The organism is Streptomyces sp. NPDC101776 (assembly GCF_044766845.1).
Lineage (GTDB): Bacteria > Actinomycetota > Actinomycetes > Streptomycetales > Streptomycetaceae > Streptomyces.
Window position 1 is genome coordinate 119,896 of the sequence record NZ_JBIWMV010000002.1, and the last position, 20,139, is coordinate 140,034.

At 68.4% G+C, this 20,139-nt stretch carries 21 protein-coding genes; 10 read left to right on the forward strand and 11 right to left on the reverse strand.

Going from position 1 to position 20,139, the window contains the following annotated elements; all coding sequences use genetic code 11:
* Nucleotides 1-116: 116 nt before the first annotated feature.
* The gene (locus ACIRRY_RS06300) at nt 117-272 is read left to right on the forward strand and encodes a hypothetical protein (RefSeq protein ID WP_403968568.1); all 156 of its coding nucleotides are present in this window, start codon (nt 117-119) and stop codon (nt 270-272) included.
* Nucleotides 273-279: 7 nt separating this feature from the next.
* On the opposite strand, the gene ACIRRY_RS06305 is transcribed toward ACIRRY_RS06300, so the two are convergent.
* Nucleotides 280-651, reverse strand: coding sequence for a hypothetical protein (locus ACIRRY_RS06305; RefSeq protein WP_403968570.1), 372 nt, complete (start codon nt 649-651; stop codon nt 280-282).
* A gap of 58 nt (nt 652-709) precedes the next feature.
* On the reverse strand, nt 710-1,762 hold the full coding sequence (locus ACIRRY_RS06310) for a LacI family DNA-binding transcriptional regulator (protein WP_403968572.1): 1,053 nt from the start codon (nt 1,760-1,762) through the stop codon (nt 710-712).
* Between the two features lie 227 nt (nt 1,763-1,989).
* Here ACIRRY_RS06310 and ACIRRY_RS06315 point away from each other — a divergent pair, with 227 nt between their 5' ends.
* The 3 genes from ACIRRY_RS06315 to ACIRRY_RS06325 are packed head-to-tail and all read left to right on the forward strand — an operon-like array spanning nt 1,990 to nt 5,128.
* Nucleotides 1,990-3,147, forward strand: a complete 1,158-nt coding sequence (locus tag ACIRRY_RS06315; protein ID WP_403968574.1) for a Gfo/Idh/MocA family protein — start codon at nt 1,990-1,992, stop codon at nt 3,145-3,147.
* Nucleotides 3,144-4,295 (forward strand): dihydrodipicolinate synthase family protein, encoded by a 1,152-nt coding sequence (locus ACIRRY_RS06320; protein ID WP_403968576.1) that lies wholly within the window; start codon nt 3,144-3,146, stop codon nt 4,293-4,295. The genes ACIRRY_RS06315 and ACIRRY_RS06320 overlap by 4 nt, the downstream gene beginning before the upstream one ends.
* A gap of 35 nt (nt 4,296-4,330) precedes the next feature.
* Nucleotides 4,331-5,128 (forward strand): sugar phosphate isomerase/epimerase family protein, encoded by a 798-nt coding sequence (locus ACIRRY_RS06325; protein WP_403970804.1) that lies wholly within the window; start codon nt 4,331-4,333, stop codon nt 5,126-5,128.
* A 95-nt stretch (nt 5,129-5,223) separates the two neighbouring features.
* Here the strand turns inward: ACIRRY_RS06325 and ACIRRY_RS06330 are convergent, their stop codons facing one another.
* Nucleotides 5,224-5,442, reverse strand: coding sequence for a DUF397 domain-containing protein (locus ACIRRY_RS06330; protein WP_262058023.1), 219 nt, complete (start codon nt 5,440-5,442; stop codon nt 5,224-5,226).
* Entirely contained in the window at nt 5,429-6,253 is an 825-nt protein-coding gene (locus tag ACIRRY_RS06335) for a Scr1 family TA system antitoxin-like transcriptional regulator (protein WP_403968578.1), read from the reverse strand. Before ACIRRY_RS06335 ends, ACIRRY_RS06330 begins: the two co-directional genes overlap by 14 nt.
* Nucleotides 6,254-6,377: 124 nt before the next feature.
* Here ACIRRY_RS06335 and ACIRRY_RS06340 point away from each other — a divergent pair, with 124 nt between their 5' ends.
* The gene (locus tag ACIRRY_RS06340) at nt 6,378-6,554 is read left to right on the forward strand and encodes a hypothetical protein (RefSeq protein WP_403968580.1); all 177 of its coding nucleotides are present in this window, start codon (nt 6,378-6,380) and stop codon (nt 6,552-6,554) included.
* Complete coding sequence (locus ACIRRY_RS06345; protein ID WP_403968581.1) at nt 6,551-6,898, forward strand: hypothetical protein; 348 nt, start codon at nt 6,551-6,553, stop codon at nt 6,896-6,898. Before ACIRRY_RS06340 ends, ACIRRY_RS06345 begins: the two co-directional genes overlap by 4 nt.
* A gap of 51 nt (nt 6,899-6,949) precedes the next feature.
* On the opposite strand, the gene ACIRRY_RS06350 is transcribed toward ACIRRY_RS06345, so the two are convergent.
* The 6 genes from ACIRRY_RS06350 to ACIRRY_RS06375 form a co-directional block, all read right to left on the reverse strand.
* Nucleotides 6,950-7,930, reverse strand: a complete 981-nt coding sequence (locus ACIRRY_RS06350; protein ID WP_403968583.1) for an AraC family transcriptional regulator — start codon at nt 7,928-7,930, stop codon at nt 6,950-6,952.
* 229 nt (nt 7,931-8,159) lie between these two features.
* On the reverse strand, nt 8,160-8,549 hold the full coding sequence (gene rbsD, locus ACIRRY_RS06355) for a D-ribose pyranase (protein ID WP_403968585.1): 390 nt from the start codon (nt 8,547-8,549) through the stop codon (nt 8,160-8,162).
* Nucleotides 8,546-9,448, reverse strand: a complete 903-nt coding sequence (locus tag ACIRRY_RS06360) for a ribokinase (RefSeq protein WP_403968587.1) — start codon at nt 9,446-9,448, stop codon at nt 8,546-8,548. The genes rbsD and ACIRRY_RS06360 overlap by 4 nt, the downstream gene beginning before the upstream one ends.
* A gap of 49 nt (nt 9,449-9,497) precedes the next feature.
* Nucleotides 9,498-11,450 (reverse strand): substrate-binding domain-containing protein, encoded by a 1,953-nt coding sequence (locus ACIRRY_RS06365; protein ID WP_403968589.1) that lies wholly within the window; start codon nt 11,448-11,450, stop codon nt 9,498-9,500.
* Nucleotides 11,440-13,017, reverse strand: a complete 1,578-nt coding sequence (locus ACIRRY_RS06370) for a sugar ABC transporter ATP-binding protein (RefSeq protein WP_403968591.1) — start codon at nt 13,015-13,017, stop codon at nt 11,440-11,442. Before ACIRRY_RS06370 ends, ACIRRY_RS06365 begins: the two co-directional genes overlap by 11 nt.
* Nucleotides 13,014-14,081, reverse strand: coding sequence for a LacI family DNA-binding transcriptional regulator (locus tag ACIRRY_RS06375; RefSeq protein WP_403968593.1), 1,068 nt, complete (start codon nt 14,079-14,081; stop codon nt 13,014-13,016). The genes ACIRRY_RS06370 and ACIRRY_RS06375 overlap by 4 nt, the downstream gene beginning before the upstream one ends.
* Before the next feature lie 160 nt (nt 14,082-14,241).
* Between ACIRRY_RS06375 and ACIRRY_RS06380 the strand changes: the two genes are divergently transcribed.
* Nucleotides 14,242-14,727 (forward strand): hypothetical protein, encoded by a 486-nt coding sequence (locus ACIRRY_RS06380; RefSeq protein ID WP_403968595.1) that lies wholly within the window; start codon nt 14,242-14,244, stop codon nt 14,725-14,727.
* Nucleotides 14,728-15,097: 370 nt separating this feature from the next.
* Here the strand turns inward: ACIRRY_RS06380 and ACIRRY_RS06385 are convergent, their stop codons facing one another.
* Nucleotides 15,098-15,511 (reverse strand): ATP-binding protein, encoded by a 414-nt coding sequence (locus tag ACIRRY_RS06385; protein WP_403968597.1) that lies wholly within the window; start codon nt 15,509-15,511, stop codon nt 15,098-15,100.
* A 66-nt stretch (nt 15,512-15,577) separates the two neighbouring features.
* Between ACIRRY_RS06385 and ACIRRY_RS06390 the strand changes: the two genes are divergently transcribed.
* From ACIRRY_RS06390 to ACIRRY_RS06400, 3 genes are all read left to right on the forward strand, one after another.
* Complete coding sequence (locus ACIRRY_RS06390) at nt 15,578-15,721, forward strand: DUF397 domain-containing protein (RefSeq protein ID WP_403968599.1); 144 nt, start codon at nt 15,578-15,580, stop codon at nt 15,719-15,721.
* 32 nt (nt 15,722-15,753) lie between these two features.
* The gene (locus ACIRRY_RS06395; RefSeq protein ID WP_403968601.1) at nt 15,754-18,042 is read left to right on the forward strand and encodes an ATP-dependent RecD-like DNA helicase; all 2,289 of its coding nucleotides are present in this window, start codon (nt 15,754-15,756) and stop codon (nt 18,040-18,042) included.
* Nucleotides 18,043-18,222: 180 nt separating this feature from the next.
* Nucleotides 18,223-19,512, forward strand: coding sequence for a citrate synthase (locus tag ACIRRY_RS06400; protein WP_403968603.1), 1,290 nt, complete (start codon nt 18,223-18,225; stop codon nt 19,510-19,512).
* The last annotated feature ends 627 nt before the right edge of the window (nt 19,513-20,139 follow it).

Below are 20,139 nucleotides of genomic sequence, written 5' to 3' on the forward strand. Positions count from 1 at the left end.
GATCGATCCCCGGTGCTCGCTCAGGGTAGTTGACTCAGTCAGAGGTATTGCGGTTCCGACGGTAGTGCCGGGGAGGGGTGTGCGTCCATGGTCTCCACGGATCCGCGCGGGTGTCCATGACCGGCGCGAGGCAGACGAAGTCCCTCCGGGCACTGCGCCGCTGCCTCACCGAACTCGACGTGGTCCTGCCCCTCCTCACGGAGGCGGAGGAGGTCCGCTACTACGAGCGCCTGCACCGACTCGCGACACTCACCGCACAGCCCCACCCGTGACGCAGGGTCAGTTGGCGGCTTTCACCAGATCGCTCAGCTCCGCCTCGGCGACACCGGCCCGCAACGGGACATCGAAGGTATAGCCCACGTCACAGAACACCAGGTCAAGGTCTGCCGGTGCCAGCTCACGGAAAGCGATCGCCAGCCGGACGGCGTCTTCCTCCCAGACGTCCATGTACAGGCAGATGCCGGTCTCGTGCAGATACACCTCACCGGGACCGTTCTCCGTCTCGAACTCCCAGACGACGCTCTGTACCTCGCTGCGGTGCGTGGAGTCGACCCCGACCTCGGGCCACCGGGCGCGGATGGCCCGCGTCAATGCCTCCGGCTCGGCATGCCACCCGTCCGCGTCACTCTCGACCCACACCAGGAACGTCACGGCAAGGGTCTACCAGCCACCTCTGACAAGGAGCCGGCCGACACAAGCCGACCTACACTCACGGCTGCTTCCGCGGCACCCCCGAAGACCCCCGAACCATCAACTCCCCCCGAACCGTCGCGATCCCACCCGGCGGCGGCTCCTCCCGCCCCATCGCGATCCGCCCCGCCCGAGCCCCCGCCTCGGACAACGGCAACCGCACCGTCGTCAGCGAAGGCACCGCGTCCACGCTGAACGGGAGGTCGTCGAAGCCGGCGACCGAGACCTCGTCCGGGATGCGCAGACCGGACTCGCGCAGGGCCGCGCACGCCCCCACCGCGACGGAGTCGTTCGCGGCGACCACGGCGGTCAACGACGGGTCCCTGCGCAGGAGTTCGAGCGTGGCCTCGTAGCCCGACCGCCGGTCGTAGCGGCCGTGCACGGTCCAGCGGGGGTCCTCGTCGATGCCGTGCGCGGCCAGTGCCTCGCGGTGGCCCTCCAGCCGGTGGCGGGTCGTCGTTCGTTCCTCCGGCCCGGCGATGTAGCCGAGCCGCCGATGGCCGAGCCCGATGAGGTGCTCGGTCAGTTCCCGGCCGCCCCCGCGGTTGTCGAAGGTCAGCGCGAACGCCCCCGTGTCCGGCGCCGGCGGGCGCCCGCACAGGACCACCCGCGTCCCCGCCTCGCCCAGCTTCCGCAGCTTCGCCGCGACCGCCGCCGCGTGCGGCGCGTTCTCCATCGCGCCGCCGGTCAGCACCACGGCCGCCGCCCGCTGCCGTTGCAGCAGCGTCAGGTACGTCAGCTCGCGCTCCGGGGAGCCTCCTGTGTTGCACACCACAGCCAGCCGCTCCCCGCCCGCACGCCCGCCGGGACCCCCGATCTCGGCCTGGATCGCGCTCGCCATGATCCCGAAGAAGGGGTCGGCGATGTCGTTGACCAGGATGCCGACCAGGTCGGAGGTGGCCGCCGCCAGCGCGCTCGCGGGACCGTTGAGGACGTAGTCGAGCTCGTCGACCGCCCGGAGCACCCGCTCCCGCGTGGTGGCCGCCACCGGGTAGTTGCCGTTCAGTACGCGCGACACCGTCGCTGGGGAGACCTGGGCGCGGGCCGCCACGTCCGCCAGGGTCACCGTCATGTTGTTCGTCCTCCGGTCGCGCATCTTGTCGTACGCCGTTGTACATAGGCTGCTCAAAGGAAGCCCCCGTCCGAGCAGACCATAAGGCCACTCACCCCGGTCGTTCGCCCCCTCGAACAACTCCACCCCATCACGGTCTTGTACAGACCAGTGGGCAAAGGCTAGCTTCTGCATATATAGAAAGCGCTTGCTGCGTCGTTGGGACGCATGCGGACGAAGGGAAACACGTGACACGCAAGACGGTGCGTATCGCCATGAACGGCGTGACCGGACGCATGGGCTACCGCCAGCACCTCGTCCGCTCGATCCTCGCACTGCGAGACCAGGGTGGTCTAGACCTGGGCGACGGAACCGTGCTGTGGCCGGAACCGATTCTCGTCGGCCGCCGCGAGCACGCGCTGAAGGCGCTTGCCGAGCAGCACGGACTGGACCCGGAGAACGTCTCCACGGACGTCGACGCGGTCCTCGCCGACCCGACCGTCGAGATCTACTTCGACGCCCAGGTCACCTCGGCCCGCGAGGAGGCGCTCACGAAGGCGATCGCCGCGGGCAAGCACATCTACACCGAGAAGCCGACCGCGACCGGCCTGGACGGCGCCCTGGAACTGGCCCGCCTCGCCGACGCCGCCGGCATCAAGCACGGCGTCGTCCAGGACAAGCTGTTTCTCCCGGGCCTGCTCAAGCTCAAGCGCCTCATCGACGGCGGCTTCTTCGGCCGGATCCTGTCCATCCGGGGCGAGTTCGGCTACTGGGTCTTCGAGGGCGACTGGCAGACCGCCCAGCGCCCCTCATGGAACTACCGCTCGGAGGACGGCGGCGGCATCGTCGTCGACATGTTCCCGCACTGGGAGTACGTCCTCCACGAGCTGTTCGGCCGCGTCAAGTCCGTCCAGGCCATCGCCACCACCCACATCCCGCAGCGCTGGGACGAGAACGGCAAGCCCTACGACGCCACCGCCGACGACGCCGCCTACGGCATCTTCGAACTCGACAGCGGAGCCATCGCCCAGATCAACTCCTCCTGGGCCGTCCGCGTCAACCGCGACGAACTCGTCGAGTTCCAGGTCGACGGGACGGAGGGTTCGGCGGTCGCGGGTCTGCGCAACTGCCGTGCCCAGCACCGCAGTTCCACCCCCAAGCCGGTCTGGAACCCCGACATCCCGGCCACCGAGGTCTTCCGCGACCAGTGGCAGGAGGTCCCCGACAATGCCGACTTCGACAACGGGTTCAAGGCGCAGTGGGAACTGTTCCTCCGCCACGTCTACGCCGACGCCCCCTACCACTGGGACCTGCTGGCCGGCGCCCGTGGCGTCCAGCTCGCCGAGCTGGGCCTGAAGTCGTCCGCCGAGGGCCGCCGACTCGACGTCCCGGAGATCGCCCTGTGACCATCCAACTCCCGGACAGCGGTGGGGTATTGAGGGCCTACGAGCCCCGGTCCGAACCCTTCGCCGTCACCTCCGGCACCCCCTTCACCTCTCGTACGGTGTTCTCGGCGGCGCATGTCGTCGCGGACCCCTTCGCCGACACCAGCCCCGACTCGCCCGCCGCCGTCGACTGGGACGCCACCCTCGCCTTCCGCCGCCACCTCTGGTCGCACGGGCTCGGGGTCGCCGAGGCGATGGACACCGCCCAGCGCGGCATGGGCCTGGACTGGGCGGGCGCGGCCGAGCTGATCCGCCGGAGTTCCGCCGAGGCCAAGGCGGTCGGCGGCAGGATCGCGTGCGGCGTCGGCACCGACCAGATCACCGGCGGCACCCTGGCCGACGTACAGGCCGCGTACGAGGAGCAGTTGGCCCTCGTCGAGGAGTCCGGCGCGCAGGCCATCCTGATGGCCTCGCGGGCGCTCGCGGCGGTGGCGAAGGGACCCGAGGACTACCTGGAGGTCTACGGCCATCTCCTGCGCCAGGCCACCGAACCCGTCGTCCTGCACTGGCTGGGCCCGATGTTCGACCCGGCGCTGGAGGGCTACTGGGGTTCGTCCGACCTCGACACGGCCACCAACACGTTCCTCGAAGTCATCGCGGCCCACCCGGACAAGGTGGACGGCATCAAGGTGTCGCTCCTGGAGGCTCAGCGGGAGATCGACATCCGGCGCCGACTGCCGCAGGGCGTCCGCTGCTACACCGGCGACGACTTCAACTACCCCGAACTGATCGCGGGCGACGAGCAGGGCTTCAGCCACGCCCTGCTCGGCATCTTCGACCCGCTCGGCCCGCTGGCGGCGGAGGCGGTCCGCGTCCTGGACACCGGGAACGCGGCCGGATTCCGTGAACTCCTCGACCCCACCGTCGAGTTGTCCCGCCATCTCTTCCAGACCCCGACCCGCTTCTACAAGACGGGCGTGGTGTTCCTGGCCTGGCTCGCGGGCCACCAGTCGCACTTCACGATGGTCGGCGGCCTCCAATCGGCCCGCTCCCTCCCGCACTTCGCCCGCGCCTACCGACTCGCCGACGGTCTGGGCCTGTTCCCCGACCCGAAGCTCGCGGAGGAACGGATGAAGAACCTGCTCGCCCTGTACGGAGTGACCCAGTGAGCGATCCCGGCCTGTCCCGCTTCTCCATCAACCAGATGACGGTGAAGCAGCTCGGCATGCCCGAACTGGTCGACGCCTGCCTGGAGTTGGGCGTCCCCGGCGTCGGCCTGTGGCGCGAGCCGGTCCAGTCGTACGGCCTGGAGGCCACCGCGAAGCTGGTCCGCGACGCGGGCCTCGCGGTGACAACGTTGTGCAGGGGCGGCTTCTTCACGGCACTCGACCCGGCCGAGCGAGCCCACGCCCTGGATGACAATCGCAAGGCCGTCGACGAGGCGGCCACGCTCGGCACGGACACCCTCGTGCTCGTGTCGGGCGGTCTCCCGGCCGGCTCGAAGGACCTGTACGGCGCGCGGGAGCGGATCGCCGACGCGCTGGGCGAGTTGGGGCCCTACGCCGAGGAACGGGGCGTACGGCTGGCCATCGAGCCCTTGCACCCGATGTTCGCCTCCGACCGCTGTGTGGTCTCGACGCTCACCCAGGCTCTCGACCTCGCCGAGCGGTTCCCCGCCCAGCAGGTCGGCGTCACGGTGGACACGTACCACATCTGGTGGGACGACCGGGCGCCCGAGCAGATCGCCCGGGCGGGCGCGGGCGGCCGTATCCACACCTTCCAACTCGCCGACTGGACCACCCCGTTGCCCGAGGGCGTGCTCAACGGCCGCGGGCAGATCGGCGACGGCGCGATCGACATGCGGGAGTGGTTGTCGTACGTCGAGGCGGCCGGGTACACCGGGTCCATCGAGGTCGAGCTGTTCAACGACGGGCTGTGGGCACGGGACGGGCGCGAGGTGCTGGCGGAGACGGCGGCGCGGTTCGTGGAGCACGTGCTGTGAGCCGGTGAGGTGTGCGTGGGGCTCCCGTGCCGTGGGTCGACTCACCGGTGCGGGAGTCCCACTCCTGGAAAACGGTCGGCCGCCGACTCGACGTACTAGACCCGACCACCCTTGACGGCACCGACGAACGCCGCCCAGTGGCCGGTCGAGAACACCAACGCCGGGCCGGTGACGGCCTTGCTGTCGCGGACGGGCACACCGGCGTAGCCGCGCGCCACCTCAAGGCACTCGCCCTGATCGCCGCCGCTGTGGCTGGACTTGTACCACCCGGTGAGGGCGGACGAGTCGGAGACGATGTGCTCACTGCTGACCATGCGTGTGTTCCTCCGCTGCCGCTCTGACGAGGGTCAGTGACTCTTGCTGCGACAAGGCGTCGCTCAAGACCAGAGCGTAGGCCGTCTGGCCGGCGGTCACCAGCGCTGGATCATCCATCAAGTTGCCGGTGAGGAAGCCCTCGGCGTAGGCCACCGGGGCCGAGTCGTCGAAGCTCATGAGCGTGAGCAGGCTCTGTTGGAGCGCGTGTGCTCCGACGCCGAACGGGAGGATGTGCAGTCGCATGCGCCCCGCTTCAGCCAAGTCGCCGATCTTGTGCAGTTGTTCGGCCATCACTTGACAGCCGCCAACCCGGCGCCGCAGCACGGACTCGTCGAGCAGCGTCCAGACGACCGGTTTCAACGGGCCATCGAGAATCTGGGCACGCTTTGTTCGAATGACAACGGCCTCGTCAAGTTCCGCCGCGGTGTGGTTCGGCCGGTACGCGCGGAACAACGCACGCGCGTAGTCATCGGTCTGGAACACGCCCGGAACGAGCGAGAGAGCGAACTGCTGGATGAGCGTGGCCTGTTGCTCCAGCTCTGCTACGGCTGCGAAGTGGTCGGCGTACTTCGACTCCAGGTCCTCCAACCAGCGCAGGAAGAACCCGTCCGTCTTCAGCGCCTGGTCGATCCGCCGTGCGTCATCGGGCCTCGGCAGACGCCTCCCCGATTCCCAGTGACTGATCAACGTCGGTGAGCACACGACCAGTTCGCCCAGTTCCTCCTGCGTCAGACCGGCCGCAAGTCGCCGCAGCCTCAACTCCGCCCCGTACTTCTCCCGTTGCGTCCGAGGTGAACGAGATTCGGTCATGGCCGCGACCCCCAACTTGACGTACGCGCTGTCAACCTCCAGGTACTGGCAGCGTAGCCAGCGCCGACCCCACTCTGTGACTGATTCGCCACAGCTCGCAGTCGAGGGAAAGCAGGAGGTCACCGTGTTCGCCCGCATCGCCCGGTTCCTGAAGCCAAGGCGCTACCGCCCCTACTCGTGTCCGTACGTCGGCGGCTCCACCCGCTACGCCACCGGAGAGCGCCCGCCCACCCAGGCGTACGAACTCCGCGGTGCCGGCATGGGCTCGCTCGGCGTTCCCCGTCGGGAGGACGGCAAGTGACCGACCAAGGGCGCCTGTTGCCCTGGACCACCTTGGACGGCAACCCCTGTTACGTCGTCGGTGACGGCGCCGGCTACGTATCGCGCATGGCCGACGACGTCGAAGACGTACAGCTCGGGATGGCCGACGAACTGCTCGGGCACGCCGATGCCATCCTCGCCGCGCACCGCGCCACCGGTGCCGAACTGCGCTATCTGGTAAGGCGGTTGGTCGAGTCCCTGAGCGATGTCCGGCGGATCGCGGAGAGCCGGGGAGCCCGGTTGGAGAAAGGCGGTGCCCTGGTGCTCCATCACACCCCCGCGGAGATGGAGCACCAGGCACCGAATGATCAGGATGCGGGGTGAGCCCCGGAACTGTCGTTAGCGGAGAGTCCATGCGTGGTGTTGGTTCTCCGTCTACTCGACTCCCCGCATCCGGTACTCCCTCGGCGACAACCCGTACGCCTGGCGGAACGCCCGCGTGAAGTCCGCGGCGCGCAACAAGCCCCAGCGGGCGGCGATCGCGCGGATCGGGGTGTCCCGCAACGCCGGGTTCGCCAGGTCGCGGCGGGCACTTTCCAGACGTTGCGTACGTATCCACGCCGCCACCGTCTCGCCCCGGGCGTCCTCCTGGAAGAGGCGGTGCAGATAGCTCAAGGAGATGTGGTGCGCGGCAGCCACCACCGGCGGAGTCAGCTCCGGATCGTGCAAGTTGTCCCGGATGAATGCCCGGATGTGTGCGATCAGGGTTCGGTGGCGCGTCTCCGGCGACAGCGCGGACTCCGCCTCCAGCACCTGCGCGAACCACGCCGCCAGCAGGTCCACCATCACCGTGCCCAACCGCGTTGCGTCCGACGACCGCAGGGACTCCGCCTGCTGGTCCAGGCCGGCCAGGAAACCCGTCAGCAGCGCGCCCGTACCCTCCCGGCCCGACAACCGCCTGCCCAGCAACGGCAGCATCCGGTCCGGGGGCATCGGCATCAACGTCTTGGGGAAGTCCACTCCGACCCCCGTGATCACCCGCTGTCCGTCCGCCGTCGACGGGTGGACGTCGTACGGGCGCGAACTGTCCGTCACCCACAGGTCGCGCGGGCCGTAGAAATCGGTCCGGCCCACGTGGTCCAGGCCCAGGCCGCCGCCGAGTATCAGTGTCAGGTGGTACGTCTCCGGGTCGCACTGCCGCACCAGCTTCTCGGTCCGTACGAAGCGCGCCGGCAGCAACGACGTGGGCCACACATGCACCGGCCCCAGCTCCATCATCCGCTGCTCCGCCCAGAAGTCCCCGGCGTGCTCGCTGCTGATGTGACTGGGCGCGATCGCCTGATGGGTCAACTCCCGCCAGTACTCGAACCGGTCCTCCACCGGCACGTCGTCACTCCGGAACAACGTCCCGATCATCCGGCCGCCCCTCTCCGTGTCTTCGTCGTCTTCGTCAAAAGAATCTTGGAAGTCCGTACAACCCTGCCCGCACCGCGCGGGTCGTACTTGGCATCAGGACTCTTGGAGGGGGATCTGGGGGGATCGTGGGGGTTCTGATGCTGGAGGGGAAAACCCGAGGGGGCCCGGTCGACGGACCGGGCCCTCTCGAATTTGAAAGCGTTACACATTCGCTCGAACTGTCACATTTCTAGAAGAACACCCCGCACCGCAGCAGCACATTCGCGTACGGCCGCGCCTCGCCCGTTCGTACGATCAGCCGCGCACCCGCCGACAGTTCCTTGAGCCGCTCGTGGGAGACGAGGTCCAGGTCGGGGAAGCGCGCGTCCAGGAGCGCCGTGGCCGCTCGATTGGCACCGCGCACTTCGCGCGCCGCCGTCGCGCCCTCCACCACCAGCTCGGCCAGCAGCCCGTCGAGCACCTCCGCGAACGACGGCACCCCGGCCCGGAACGCCAGGTCCACCACTCGGGGACCCGCCGGGATCGGCATTCCGGCGTCGCACACCAGCACCCCGTCCCCGTGCCCCAACTCGGCCAGGGCGCCGGAGAGATGACGGTTGAGAATCCCTGCCTTCTTCACAGCGCGGCGACCTCGTCCGCCGTGGGGAAGGACTCCTGGGCGCCCTTCCTGGTGACGGCCACGGCCCCGACTCGCGCGGCGTACGTCGCCGCCTCCGCCAGGGACGAACCCGTGCCCAGTTTCCAGGCCAGCGCGGCGGTGAAGGCGTCGCCCGCGCCCGTCGTGTCCACGGCGTCCACCTTCACGGACGGCACCCGGGTGACCCCCTCCCGCGAGGCCACCAACGCACCCTCCGCGCCCAGCGTCACGACCACCGAACGCGGTCCCTTCGCCAGCAGGATCCGCGCCCAGTCCTCGGGCCGTTCGCTCACACACGCGTCCCCGAGGATCACCCTCGCCTCGTGCTCGTTGACGATCAACGGGTCGCAGGCGGCCAGGACTTCGGACGGGAGCGGCCGGGGCGGCGAGGGGTTCAGCACGAACCGGCTGTCGGGCGCCAGACTCCGTACGACCTCCACGACCGTCTCCAGCGGGATCTCCAGCTGTACGGAGACCACGCGGGAGGCGTGGAAGAGGCAGGCGGCGGCCTGGATGTCGACGGGGAACAGCTTCCCGTTGGCCCCCGGCGACACGACGATGCTGTTGTCGCCGGACGGGTCCACCGTGATCAGCGCGACCCCGGTCGGCGCACCGCCGACCAGCACGCCCACCGTGTCGACCCCGGCGGCCCGCTGCGAGTCGAGCAGCAGCCGCCCGTGCGCGTCGTCGCCGACCCGGGCCAGCAGCACCGTACGGGCGCCCAGCCGGGCGGCGGCGACCGCCTGGTTGGCGCCCTTGCCGCCGGGGTGCACGGCCAGGTCGGAACCGAGGACCGTCTCGCCGGCGGCCGGCCGCCGCTCGACGTCGATCACGAGGTCGGCGTTGGCCGATCCGACGACCAGGAGGTCGTAGTCGTACATCAATTCACTCCCCACAATGGTGACTTGACCGATGGTGACGTGACCGCCGTCAGCCGGTGAAACCGGCCACGTTCTCCTTGGTGACCACCTTCACGGGCACCTTCACCGTCGTCTCCACCTTCTTGCCCTGAGCCGCGCGCAGCGCGTTGTCCACGGCGATTTTGCCCAACTGGCTCGGCTGCTGTGCCACGGACGCGTACAGCGTGCCCTGCTTCACCGCCGTCAGCCCGTCGGGCGTGCCGTCGAAGCCTACGACCGAGACGGACTTGCCCGCCTTGGATCCGAGCGCCTTGATGGCGCCGAGGGCCATCTCGTCGTTGGCGGCGATGACGCCCTGGACGTCGGGGTGCGCCTGGAGCAGGTTCGACATCACGTCGAGGCCCTTGGTGCGGTCGAAGTCGGCGGGCTGCTGGGCGAGGACCTGGATGCCGGGGTAGGCCTTCAGCCCCTTGGTGAAGCCCTCGGCCCGCTCGCGCGCCGCCGAAGTGCCCGCCTGGCCCTGGAGGATGACGATCTTGCCGGTGCCGCCCAGCTTCTCCGCGACGGTCTTCGCGGCGAGTTCACCACCGGCGATGTTGTCGGAGGCGACGAGGGTGTCCACGGCCGCCTTGTTGACGCCGCGGTCGACCGCGATCACCGGGATCTTCGCCTTGTCGGCGGCCTTCACGGAGTTGCTCGCCGCGTCCGAGTCCACCGGGTTGACGATGATCGCGCCGTAGTTCGAACTGGTGAAGTTCTGGAGCTGGTTGGCCTGCTGGGAGGCGTCGTTCTGCGCGTCGGTGACGGTCAGGTCCAGGCCCAGCTTCTTGGCCTCGGCCTGCGCACCGGCCCGGATCTGCACGAAGAACGGGTTGTTGAGCGTGGAGAGGGAGAGACCGAGCTTGGGCTTGGACGTCGTGGAGGAGTCGTTGTGCAGGAAGGAGGTCGCGCCGACGATCGCGATGGTGACGACGGCCGCGAGCGCGTACGTGGTCGCCTGCTTGCCCTTGCCGCCACCGCCAACGCCCGCACCGGCGACCGGAGTTGCGCCCGCCTTGCGGCGCACGGTGTCCAGCAGGACGGCCAGCGCGATGACGACACCGATGACGACCTGCTGCCAGAACGCCGACACGGAAAGGAGGTTGAGGCCGTTGCGCAGCACCGCGAGGATCAGCGCGCCGATGAGCGTGCCGGACGCCTTGCCGGTACCGCCCGCGAGGGAGGCACCGCCGATGACGACAGCGGCGATCGCGTCCAGCTCATAACCGTCGGCGGCCTGCGGCTGCGCCGAGGAGAGCCGGGAGGCGAGGACGATGCCCGCGGCGGCGGCGAACACGCCGGACAGGGCGTAGATCGCGAGCTTCTGCTTGGAGACCCGCAACCCCGAGAGCCGCGCGGCCTCTTCGTTGCCGCCGATCGCGTACATGGACCGGCCGATGTACGTCCGCCCGAGGATGAAGGCGGCGATGAGCCCCATCGCGATCATCACCAGGACCGGTACGGGCAGCCAGCCGCCGAGCGTGTCACCGAGGTGCGAGACCGAGTCGGGGAAGGCGATCGGGGAGCCCTGCGAGATCACCAGCGACAGCCCGCGCGCCACCGACAGCATCGCCAACGTCGCGATGAACGGCGGGAGTTTGCCGTAGGCGATGAGGAAACCGTTGACGAGACCGGCCGCGATTCCCGTGGCGATCGCGAGGATCACGGCGAGGAAGACCGGGACGCCGTGCTGCGTGGCGCTCCAGGCGAGCACGGTCGCGGAGAGCGCGGCCACCGAACCGACCGACAGGTCGATGCCCGCCGAGACGATCACGAAGGTGACACCGAAGGCGAGGATGGCGGTGACGGCCGCCTGGACACCGACGTTGAGGAGGTTGTCGGTGGTGAGGAAGTCGCCGGAGAGCGCCGACATGGCGATGACGAGGACGATGAGCGCGGTCAACGCGCCGTTGTCCAGGAGCAGTCGGCGGATTCCCGAGGCGCCACTCGCGCCCGGAGTGCTCTTGAGCGTGTCAGTGGCCACGGTGGTCCTCCACAGCGGTAGTTGCTTCAGCGGCGGTAGCTGGAGCGGTAGTTGCTTGGGTTGATGTGCCGGGTGTGTCGGGTGTGCTGACGGCGAGTGCCATCACGGAGTCCTGGGTGGCCTGTTCGGCGGAGAGTTCGCCGGCGATGCGCCCCTGGGCCATGACGAGCACCCGGTCACTCATGCCGAGAACCTCGGGCAGATCACTGGAGATCATGAGCACGGCGGCACCGGCGGCTGTCAGCTCATTGATCAGCTGATAGATCTCGACCTTGGCGCCGACGTCGATCCCGCGCGTCGGCTCGTCGAGGATCAGCACCTTGGTGTCGGCGAGCAGCCACTTGCCGATGACGACCTTCTGCTGGTTGCCACCGGACAACGTCCGCACCTGCTGACCGAGTCCCGCCATCCGCACGCCCAGTTGCTCGGCGATCCGCGCGGCGGCGACCCGCTGCCCCTTGAGGTCGACGAGCCCGCCGTGGGTCGCGGCCCGCATGGTGACGAGCCCGAGGTTCTCCTCCACGGACTGGTCGAGAACGAGCCCCTGCCCCTTGCGGTCCTCCGGCACGAGCCCGATCCCGGCGGTCATGGCCGCGTTGACGTCGTGCGAGCGCAGTGCGGAGCCGCCGACCTTCACGGTCCCCTGGTCGTACGGGTCGGCCCCGAAGACAGCCCGTACGACTTCCGTACGACCCGCCCCGACGAGCCCGGCGATCCCGACGACCTCACCGGCCCGCACCTCGAAGCTGATGTCGCGGAAGACCCCGTCCCGGGTGAGCCCCTCGACGGAGAGCAACGCGGCGCCGGTGTCGGCCCGTTGACGCGGATACTGCTGCTCGATGGACCGCCCGACCATGAGCCGTACGAGCTCGTCCTCGGGGGTGGAGGCGGGCACCTGCCCGACGGACTTCCCGTCCCGGATGACGGTGACGCGATCACCGAGGGCGGCGATTTCCTCAAGATGATGGGTGATGAAGACGATCCCGACCCCGTCGGCGCGCAGTTGCCGCACGATGGAGAACAGCTTCTCGACCTCCTCGGAGGTCAGCACGGCGGTAGGTTCGTCCATGATCAGAACGCGCGCGTCGAGACTCAGCGCCTTCGCGATCTCGACCATCTGGAGCCGAGCGATACCGAGTTCACGCACGCGCGCACGCGGCGACACGTTCACACCCACGCGCTCCAGCAGAACGGCGGCGTCGGCCTCCATCCGCTTCCGGTCGATCATCCCGAGCCGACGCGGCTGCCGTCCGAGAAAAATATTCTCGGCGACCGTCAGATCGGGAACGAGGTTGAACTCCTGGTAGATGGTGGCGATCCCGAGCCGCGCGGAGTCCTGCGCACTGTGGATGCGCACCTCCTCGCCACCGGCCAGGATGCGCCCGCCGTCGGGACGGTAGGCACCGGAGAGCATCTTGATGAGGGTGCTCTTGCCGGCACCGTTCTCACCGAGCAGCACATGGACCTCGCCTCGGCGCAGATCGAAGTCGACGCCGTCCAGCGCGACGACACCGGGAAAGGTCTTGCGGATGCCCTCGATGCGCAGCAACTCGTCGTCGTTGCTCACGACTTGCTCCTTCGAACAGGTTGAACAGGGGCGGTCTGAACAGGGGTGATCTGAACAGGGGTTTGCTCGGGACCCGGCTCACCGCACGAGCGGCGCACGACCAGGCGGGCGGGGAGGGTGACGGACTCAGGCGCCCGCCCCTCGATCTGATCGACCAGCGCGCGGACGGCGGCCCGCCCCAACTCGGGGGTCGGCTGGGCGATCGCGGTGATCGGCGGATCGGTGTGCACGAACCACCGGATGTCGTCGAACGCGGCCAGCGCGAGATCCTCGGGAACCCGCAGCCCACGCGCGCGTACGGCGTCCAGGGCGCCGAGTGCCATCAGGTTGTCGGTGGCGAAGACGACCTCGGGCGGCTCGGCCAGATCGAGGAAGCCTTCCGTCACCCGCCGCCCGCTCTCGGCCTGGAAGTCGCCCTGCCCGATGTAGGCGTCGGGGAGGGGGATGCCGTACTCGCCGAGCGCGTCCCGGAAGGCGGCGACGCGCTCACTGCCGGTGGTCGTGGCGGCGGGGCCGGCGATGATGGCGAGCCTGCGATGCCCGAGCCTGTGCAGATGCGCGACGAGATCCCGGATGGCGGCGCGTCCGTCGGCCCGCACGACGGGCACGTCCAGGCCCGGGATCCACCGGTCCACGAACACCATCGGGGTCCCGGCACGCGCGGCGTCCAGCATGCCGGGGGAGCCGCCGTCGGTGGGGGAGACGAGCAGTCCGTCGATACGACGGTCCAGCAGCGTCCGCACGTGGTGGTCCTGGAGCTCCGGCCGCTCGTCGGCGTTGCCGATGATGACGCTGTAGCCGAGAGCGCGGGCCTCCTCCTCCACGGAACGGGCCAGCTCGGTGAAGTAGGGGTTCAGCACGTCGCTGATGACCAGGCCGAGGGTGCGGGTCTGGTCGGTGCGCAGCGACCGGGCGACGGCGTTCGGGCGGTACCCCAGCGCGTCGACGGCGGCCAGCACGCGTGCCCGTGCGTCAGCACTGACCGACGGATGATCATTCAGCACCCGCGACACCGTGGCCACGGAGACCCCGGCCTCGGCGGCGACGTCCTTGATGCTCGCCATCGACGGTCCACCTCCTCGTGGAATCGATTACATGGAGGATTGGAATCGATTACATGCGAGTTAACAAGGGGGTGTGACCGGATTGTGATGTGGGAGCCCCATGTCTTTGGTCAAAGGAAACGGAGGTGCTTCGGGTTGGCGGTCCGGGCAGCATGGCGGGGTGGCCGACCTGCTGTGGGATGACGTGAAGTGCTTCTTCGACCTGGACCTGATGGGGTCGCTGCCGGACGTGCGGGTCCCGAATGCCTCGGTGGAGGACTGGCAGGCGGTGCTCGATCTTGTCGCCGATAAGGGCTGGGAGCACCAGTACTCCGAGGGGGAGACGGTGCTTTCAGTGCCTCGGGCGGAGGCCGTCCTGTCCCGTCCGGCGGATGCCGAGTGCCCGGAACTGCGGGTCTGGCCGACCGCCGATGTGTTGGCGATCTTCCGTTTCCACGCCGATGACGAAGTCGACTTCGACGTTGATCTACGGGAGTTGCAGGGCCAGGACCGACTTGATGTGCTGTGCGACTTCCTCCGGGAGATCGGGCGGCGGTTGGGCAGACCGGTGCTGATGGACCCGGAGGGCGAGTACGGCCATCCAGTGCTCGGGTTCGACGTCGATGCTGATCGGGTTGTTCTCCTTGCGGACTCTCGGGTCAGGTGACTGAGGCCGGCGGCCCGCTCGTCGTGTCCCCGTGCGTTGGAGTTGGGCCCTTGCGCCGGGAGGGATCACCGCATGTCATTGGTTGGTCCTTGGGGCAGGTGCGCGGTCGGGGTGCAGGTCACGCCGAACCGTGAATGCCAGGGGTGAGAGGACGTGGCTGAACTGGGCCAGTACGTCGATCATGGGCCGAATGAGGCGGTTCCGGGTTCCGTGGAGGGGTGTCGCGTACTCGAACTCGACTCGGGGAGCCGATGCGTTGCTCGGGTTCTACCTCGAACGCCCTGAGTGTCTGGCACTGGTGACGTGCTCCCCGAACCATGCGTGACCCGAACTGACTTGCCCCGCGCGGTAGTTCTGGCGGGACATCACCTCAAGCGGCAGCAAGCTCGCACCATACGAGCTTCCCCCGCCTGCCGTTCCGGGACAGGGGCTGCCACCCCCACTGGTCGGCGCAGGCTCGGACCGGTGCGAGACCGCGCCCGTCTTCCGAGTCGCCGAGTTCCTCCAACGGCCGTGGCGGCTCCGGCGGTTGGGGATCGGCGTCCCAGACTCCGAGCCGCAGTACTCCGGCCGTCCAGCCCACCCTCAGGGCGGCGGGGCCCTCCGTATGCCGTACGGCGTTGGCGACCAACCCCGTCGCAAGCAGCTCGGCGGTGTCCGCCAGGCGGATCAGGCCGCGCACGGTGAGGATCAGGCGGAGAGTGCGGCGGCTGACGGTGACGGCACGCGGGTCGTTCGGGACGTAGAGGCAGTACTCCCAGGGTGCGGGTGGGTTTTCGGGCATGCGGCAACTCCGGTGGGAACCTGGCGGAAGTCGTCCTACTCGGGCCCGGACGACAGGAACAACTGCGTGGAGATCGCAAGCTCCCGCACTCACATAGCCATCCGCGACTCCAAGGCCCCGCCCCGAGCCACCGTCACAGTCACCGCCCCCACCTTCACCACCTTCGTCGAAGCCCTCAAGCAGCAGCACCCCCTCCGCCGACTCTCCTGAGCGCTGTCACACCCGCCCGATACCGTCGACCCATGTCCAACCAGGCGACACCCCCAGGGAACCCCACAGGCGAGCGGCAGCACCTCGCCGTCCTCGAAGGTGTCCTGGAGCGGATCACCTACGCCAACGAGGACAACGGCTACACAGTCGCCCGAGTAGACACAGGCAGGGGCGGCGGCGATCTCCTCACAGTCGTAGGCGCGCTGCTCGGTGCCCAGGCCGGCGAATCCCTCCGTATGGAGGGGCGTTGGGGGTCCCACCCCCAGTACGGCAAGCAGTTCACCGTGGAGAACTACACAACACTGCTGCCCGCCACCATCCAGGGCATCCGCCGCTACCTCGGCTCAGGTCTCGTCAAGGGCATCGGACCCGTCTTCGCCGACCGCATCACCCAGCACTTCGGCATGGACACGCTCCAGATCATCGAGGAGGAGCCCAAGCGGCTGATCGAGGTTCCGGGGCTCGGGCCCAAGCGGACCAAGAAGATCGCCGAGGCCTGGGAGGAGCAGAAGGCGATCAAGGAGGTCATGCTCTTCCTCCAGACCGTCGAGGTGTCCACGTCCATCGCCGTGCGCATTTACAAGAAGTACGGCGACGCCTCCATCTCCGTCGTCAAGAACCAGCCTTACCGCCTCGCCTCCGACGTCTGGGGCATCGGCTTCCTCACCGCCGACAAGATCGCCCAGTCCGTCGGGATTCCTCATGACAGTCCGGAGCGCGTCAAGGCGGGCCTGCAGTACGCCCTCTCCCAGGCCACCGACCAGGGCAACTGCTATCTCCCCGAGGAGCGGCTCATCGCCGACGCGGTGAAGTTGCTCCAGGTCGATACCGGTCTCGTCATCGAGTGCCTCGCCGAACTCGCCCTGCCGGACGAGGAGTCGGGCGACCCAGGCGTCGTACGCGAAAAGGTCCCCGGGCCCGACGGCGACTCGGAACCCGTCACCGCCGTCTACCTGGTCCCCTTCCACCGTGCCGAACTCTCCCTCGCCGCCCAGCTCCGCCGCCTCCTGCACACGACCGCGGACCGTATGCCCGGCTTCCACGACGTGGCCTGGGACAAGGCGCTGGGCTGGCTGAAGGGGAAGACGGGCGTGGAGCTCGCACCCGAGCAAGAGGCCGCCGTCCGGCTCGCGTTGACCAAGAAGGTCGCCGTTCTCACCGGTGGGCCGGGCTGTGGGAAGTCGTTCACCGTGCGCTCGATCGTCGAACTGGCCCGCGCGAAGAAGGCCAAGGTCGTCCTCGCCGCCCCAACCGGCCGTGCCGCCAAGCGACTTGCCGAACTCACCGGTGCCGACGCCTCGACTGTCCACCGGCTGCTGGAGCTGAAGCCCGGGGGCGATGCCGCCTACGACAGGGACCGGCCCCTGGACGCCGATCTGGTCGTGGTGGATGAAGCCTCCATGCTCGATCTTCTCCTCGCCAACAAGCTGGTGAAGGCTGTGCCTCCGGGAGCCCATCTCCTCTTCGTCGGTGACGTGGACCAGCTCCCCAGCGTCGGCGCCGGCGAGGTGCTGCGGGACATGCTGGCCGACGGCGGTCCGATCCCCGCCGTGCGCCTCACGCGTGTGTTCCGTCAGGCCCAGCAGTCCGGCGTGATCACCAACGCGCACCGGATCAACTCCGGGCAGCATCCGGTCACCGACGGCATGAAGGACTTCTTCCTCTTCGTCGAGGACGACACGGAGGAGGTCGGCCGGCTCACCGTGGACGTGGTGGCGCGCCGGATTCCGGCCAAGTTCGGGCTCGACCCGCGCCGGGACGTGCAGGTGCTCGCGCCCATGCACCGGGGGCCGGCCGGCGCGGGCAACCTCAACGGACTGCTCCAGCAGGCGATCACGCCCGGGCGGCCGGATGTCCCGGAGAAGCGGTTCGGCGGGCGGGTCTTCCGGGTCGGCGACAAGGTCACCCAGATCCGCAACAACTACGAGAAGGGCGAGAACGGCGTCTTCAACGGCACGGTCGGCGTCGTCACCTCACTCGACCCGGTGGACCAGCGCCTCACCGTGCTGACGGACGAGGACGAGGAAGTGCCGTACGAATTCGATGAACTGGACGAGTTGGCGCACGCGTATGCGGTCACCATCCACCGTTCGCAGGGCAGCGAGTATCCGGCCGTCGTGATCCCGGTCACCACGAGCGCGTGGATGATGCTCCAGCGGAACCTTTTGTATACGGCCGTGACCCGGGCCAAACAGCTGGTCGTGCTGGTCGGATCGCGCAAGGCGATCGGACAGGCGGTGCGCACGGTGTCCGCGGGGCGGCGCTGCACCGCACTGGACTTCCGACTGACCGTAAAAAATGATCGATCAAATGAGTCGTGAAGGTCACACAGCACTTCCTGATAGCGGGGTGGAGGGGGCAGGATGAACAGGTTGGCGGCACTCAGTGCCGCCAATAGGCCCAATGGTCGACCCCGAGTGCACTCTCCTGCGCCAAATGGGGGATGGTAGAGACAGTCAGGGCAACCTCGAAGAAGAGGCACAACGTCGGTGAGGGATGACGTGAGCGACAACTCTGTAGTACTGCGGGTCGGCGACGGCGAGTACACCTACCCGGTGATCGACAGCACCGTCGGCGACAAGGGCTTCGACATCGGGAAGCTCCGTGCTCAGACCGGTCTGGTGACGCTGGACAGCGGTTATGGGAACACCGCCGCCTATAAATCCGCCATCACCTACCTCGACGGTGAGCAGGGCATCCTGCGGTACCGCGGCTACCCGATCGAGCAGCTGGCCGAGCGCTCCACCTTCGTGGAGGTCGCCTACCTGCTGATCAACGGCGAGCTGCCGACCGTCGACGAGCTCACCGTGTTCAAGAACGACATCACGCAGCACACCCTGCTGCACGAGGACGTCAAGAACTTCTACAAGGGCTTCCCGCGCGACGCCCACCCGATGGCGATGCTGTCGTCGGTCGTCTCGGCGCTGTCCACCTTCTACCAGGACAGCCACAACCCGTTCGACGAGAAGCAGCGCAACCTCTCCACGATCCGGCTGCTCGCGAAGCTTCCGACGATCGCGGCGTACGCGTACAAGAAGTCGATCGGCCACCCGTTCGTCTACCCGCGCAACGACCTCGGCTACGTCGAGAACTTCCTGCGGATGACCTTCTCGGTCCCGGCGCAGGAGTACGACCTCGACCCGGTCGTCGTCTCCGCGCTCGACAAGCTGCTCATCCTGCACGCTGACCACGAGCAGAACTGTTCGACCTCCACGGTCCGCCTCGTCGGCTCCTCGCAGGCCAACATGTTCGCCTCGATCTCGGCCGGCATCAACGCGCTGTGGGGCCCGCTGCACGGCGGCGCCAACCAGTCCGTCCTGGAGATGCTGGAAGGCATCCAGGCCAACGGCGGCGATGTCGACTCCTTCATCCGCAAGGTGAAGAACAAGGAGGACGGCGTCCGCCTGATGGGCTTCGGCCACCGGGTGTACAAGTCCTTCGACCCGCGCGCGAAGATCATCAAGGCGGCGGCGCACGACGTCCTCTCGGCTCTCGGCAAGTCCGACGAGCTGCTGGACATCGCGCTGAAGCTGGAGGAGCACGCGCTGTCGGACGACTACTTCGTCTCGCGCAACCTCTACCCGAACGTCGACTTCTACACCGGTCTGATCTACCGGGCCATGGGCTTCCCGACCGAGATGTTCACGGTGCTGTTCGCCCTTGGCCGTCTTCCGGGGTGGATCGCTCAGTGGCACGAGATGATCAAGGAGCCCGGTTCGCGTATCGGCCGTCCGCGTCAGATCTACACCGGTGTCGTCGAGCGGGACTTCGTTCCGGTCGAGGGTCGCTGATCGCTCCGCTGGGTCCGCCGGATTTTGTCTGCGGGCCCGGTGGGGGCTGGTCGCGCAATTCCCCGCGCCCCTGAAAGCGGCAGTGCCCGGCGTCCCTGAGGGATGGGGCGCATCAGCGCAGCAACAATTCCGGATCACGGCAATACGGCGCCCTTTCGACCCCCTCGCCTCAAGTCGGCGAGTGAGCCGAAGGGGCGCGTCGGTGTCGAGAGCGCGGAGACCCGCAGGGTCGAGCACGATCGCGCTCTCGACACCGACTTTGGCGCCCCGGAGGCGAACCGAGCTTCAAAAAAAGGGGTGGGAAGAAGGCGCCCTGCCGACGGTCCCCCCACGGGCCGGCGTACAGGGCGCCTTCCCATGTCCCGGTGCGGATTCCCCCCACGGGATCCGGCCGGGCGTCTTTGAGAACCAGCGCCTGAATCGCTGTACTGCGTACTGCCGGGGCTCGATCGAGCTGAGCCTCGTTGAGTAGAACGAGCAAAACTCCTCGTACTACCGGGTGGAGCCAGTGATGTGTGCGATCTGCCGGGACATCGCACGACGGGAGGGCCGCTCAAAGCTCCCCGGTGTACGTGTCCCGGCAACGCATCTCTGAGGAAGTCCCCCAAGACATCCTCAGATGTCAGT

Coding starts and splice junctions, on each gene's coding strand:
- ACIRRY_RS06300 (WP_403968568.1), top strand. CDS start 117: ATGACCGGCGCGAGGCAGACGAAGTCCCTCCGGGCACTGCGCCGCTGC.
- ACIRRY_RS06310 (WP_403968572.1), bottom strand. CDS start 1,762: ATGACGGTGACCCTGGCGGACGTGGCGGCCCGCGCCCAGGTCTCCCCA.
- ACIRRY_RS06325 (WP_403970804.1), top strand. CDS start 4,331: ATGACGGTGAAGCAGCTCGGCATGCCCGAACTGGTCGACGCCTGCCTG.
- ACIRRY_RS06330 (WP_262058023.1), bottom strand. CDS start 5,442: ATGGTCAGCAGTGAGCACATCGTCTCCGACTCGTCCGCCCTCACCGGG.
- ACIRRY_RS06335 (WP_403968578.1), bottom strand. CDS start 6,253: ATGACCGAATCTCGTTCACCTCGGACGCAACGGGAGAAGTACGGGGCG.
- ACIRRY_RS06350 (WP_403968583.1), bottom strand. CDS start 7,930: ATGATCGGGACGTTGTTCCGGAGTGACGACGTGCCGGTGGAGGACCGG.
- ACIRRY_RS06360 (WP_403968587.1), bottom strand. CDS start 9,448: ATGTACGACTACGACCTCCTGGTCGTCGGATCGGCCAACGCCGACCTC.
- ACIRRY_RS06375 (WP_403968593.1), bottom strand. CDS start 14,081: ATGGCGAGCATCAAGGACGTCGCCGCCGAGGCCGGGGTCTCCGTGGCC.
- ACIRRY_RS06385 (WP_403968597.1), bottom strand. CDS start 15,511: ATGCCCGAAAACCCACCCGCACCCTGGGAGTACTGCCTCTACGTCCCG.
- ACIRRY_RS06395 (WP_403968601.1), top strand. CDS start 15,754: ATGTCCAACCAGGCGACACCCCCAGGGAACCCCACAGGCGAGCGGCAG.